The sequence below is a fragment of the Oleiphilus sp. HI0125 genome (assembly GCF_001635355.1).
Map to the genome: position 1 here is coordinate 1 of NZ_LWGF01000094.1, position 2,007 is coordinate 2,007.

Annotated in this window: 3 protein-coding genes; all 3 read right to left on the minus strand. The window is 44.9% G+C overall.

Annotated features, from left to right (window positions below; translation table 11 throughout):
- Positions 1-631, minus strand: a 631-nt coding sequence (locus A3762_RS01535; RefSeq protein ID WP_068753770.1) for a MotA/TolQ/ExbB proton channel family protein, incomplete at its 3' end; no start/stop codon positions are given.
- A gap of 30 nt (positions 632-661) precedes the next feature.
- A complete protein-coding gene (gene aroE / locus A3762_RS01540) occupies positions 662-1,489 on the minus strand; it encodes a shikimate dehydrogenase (protein ID WP_068483317.1) in 828 nt (275 codons plus the stop codon).
- A 7-nt stretch (positions 1,490-1,496) separates the two neighbouring features.
- On the minus strand, positions 1,497-2,007 hold a 511-nt coding region (locus A3762_RS01545; protein ID WP_156493119.1), incomplete at its 5' end, for a coproporphyrinogen III oxidase.

Consider the following 2,007-nt stretch of genomic DNA (forward strand, 5'->3'; position numbering starts at 1 on the left):
CGGTCGCTTTCATGCCTAATTTTTCGGCGCATGGAATAGCAATCAACTGTGCAATAAATGCCCCATAGAAGGTTGTTAACAAGGCCACAGCCATCGCAGGACCAACAGAAGACGGGTCAGACATCGCATTCAACATCTGAACGAGACCCACTAGCGTTCCAAGCATCCCCATTCCTGGCGCAGTTTCCGCCATTCCTTTAAATACTTTTTCAGCCGTCTCGTAACGCTCAGTACGCTGACTCAGATCTTGAATCAGAATCTCTTCGATAAACTCTGGTGGGTGACCGTCAATACAAAGGCTTATACCTTTCTTCAAGAATTCATCTTCGATCTCTACGTTTTCAAGACCGAGAATGCCCTCTTTACGAACAACAGTTGCTAATTCGCGCACCTGCCCAATCAAGACTACTGGGTTTTCCGTTTTATCCATAAAGACAGTCGAAAATGCGAGCTTAAAAGCATCGCCAATCGTACTTAAACGGAACTTGATCAAGGTGATAAACAGTGTGCCAACAATCACTATCCCTAGACCTGGGATATTGACGAAATCCAAAATGCTGGAGTTCAGCAAAATTGCGCCGATAATAACTGCCGCACCAGCTAGCATCCCTATCAGGGTCGCTAAATCCATACTTTACCTGCTTTCGTTTTATGCCGATCGTTATCGTAGTGCTGCAATACAATGCGCGGTATTAGGTTGAACATTTCGCCACACACGAAATGCTTCCGCCGCCTGTTCTACAAGCATACCTAAACCATCCATGGTCATTGTTGCGCCGCTGTCTTTGGCCCAACAATTGAAGACCGTCTCTTGGTCCCCGTACATCATGTCGTAAACATGCGTTTCGCTTGAAAAGATCTCAGAAGAAATTTTCGGAAGCTCTCCTGAAAGGCTAGCAGAAGTTCCATTGATCACCAGATCAAATGCACTCGATAAATCGTCAAAACTCTCTGCTGTTAACTCTGCACCGCATGCAACAATTTCAGGTCTTTGTTTGTATCGGCCGACAAGCTGTTCAGCTTTAGAAAAAGTTCTGTTGCTAACTACCAACTGACTTGGAGCTGCCTCAAGAATCGGGAGTAAAACACCCTTAGATGCCCCCCCTGCACCAATCAGTAAGACGCGCTTTCCTGCCAACGAGACCTGAAAATTCTCTTGAATATCTCGTACTAGCCCGCACCCATCGGTATTGTCGCCATAAAGTTTGCCATCTTTCATGTAGAGCGTATTTACCGCTTCGGCAATTTGAGCCCGAGGACTGAGAACGTCACACATTGCAAAGGCTTTTTCTTTGAATGGAACAGTTACGTTTAAACCTTTGTTATTAGCGTCTGAAAAGAAGTCTTTTACGTCTTCCTCAAAAGCATCGATACGGCCCAAGATTCGCTCATATACAAGCTGTTCGCCAGTTTTATTCGCAAACTGGGCATGAATAAATGGGGATTTACTGTGTTCAATTGGATTTCCAATCACCGCATAACGATCCATATTTGTACTACCCCTTCAACCAATCTCGTGGCGATAAAAATGCATTAAGTCGCGCTTCTTCTGAGCCCTCTTCTGCTTGCCAGTTGTATCCCCACTTAACAAGCGGAGGTAGTGACATCAAAATTGATTCTGTTCGTCCGCCCGACTGCAAACCAAACAATGTCCCACGATCAAACACTAAATTGAACTCAACATAGCGACCGCGGCGATATAATTGAAAGTCACGTTGGCGCTCACCATATTCATGGTCTTTTCGTTTCTCAATAATTGGGACATAAGCTTTTGTGTAGCTATCACCTACCGCTTGCATATAAGCAAAAGAACGCTCAAAGCCCCATTCGTTCAAATCATCGAAAAATAAACCGCCAACACCGCGTGTTTCCTCACGATGTTTTAAATAAAAATACTCATCACACCAGCGCTTATGTTCGTCGTATACGTTTTCGCCAAAAGGGTCAGCAGCTGCCTTTGCGGTTTCGTGCCAATGGATGCAATCTTCTTCGAATGGATAGTACGGC

Bases quoted from the DNA above. Each gene is read 5' to 3' on its own strand.
- aroE (WP_068483317.1), bottom strand. From the start codon at position 1,489: ATGGATCGTTATGCGGTGATTGGAAATCCAATTGAACACAGTAAATCC.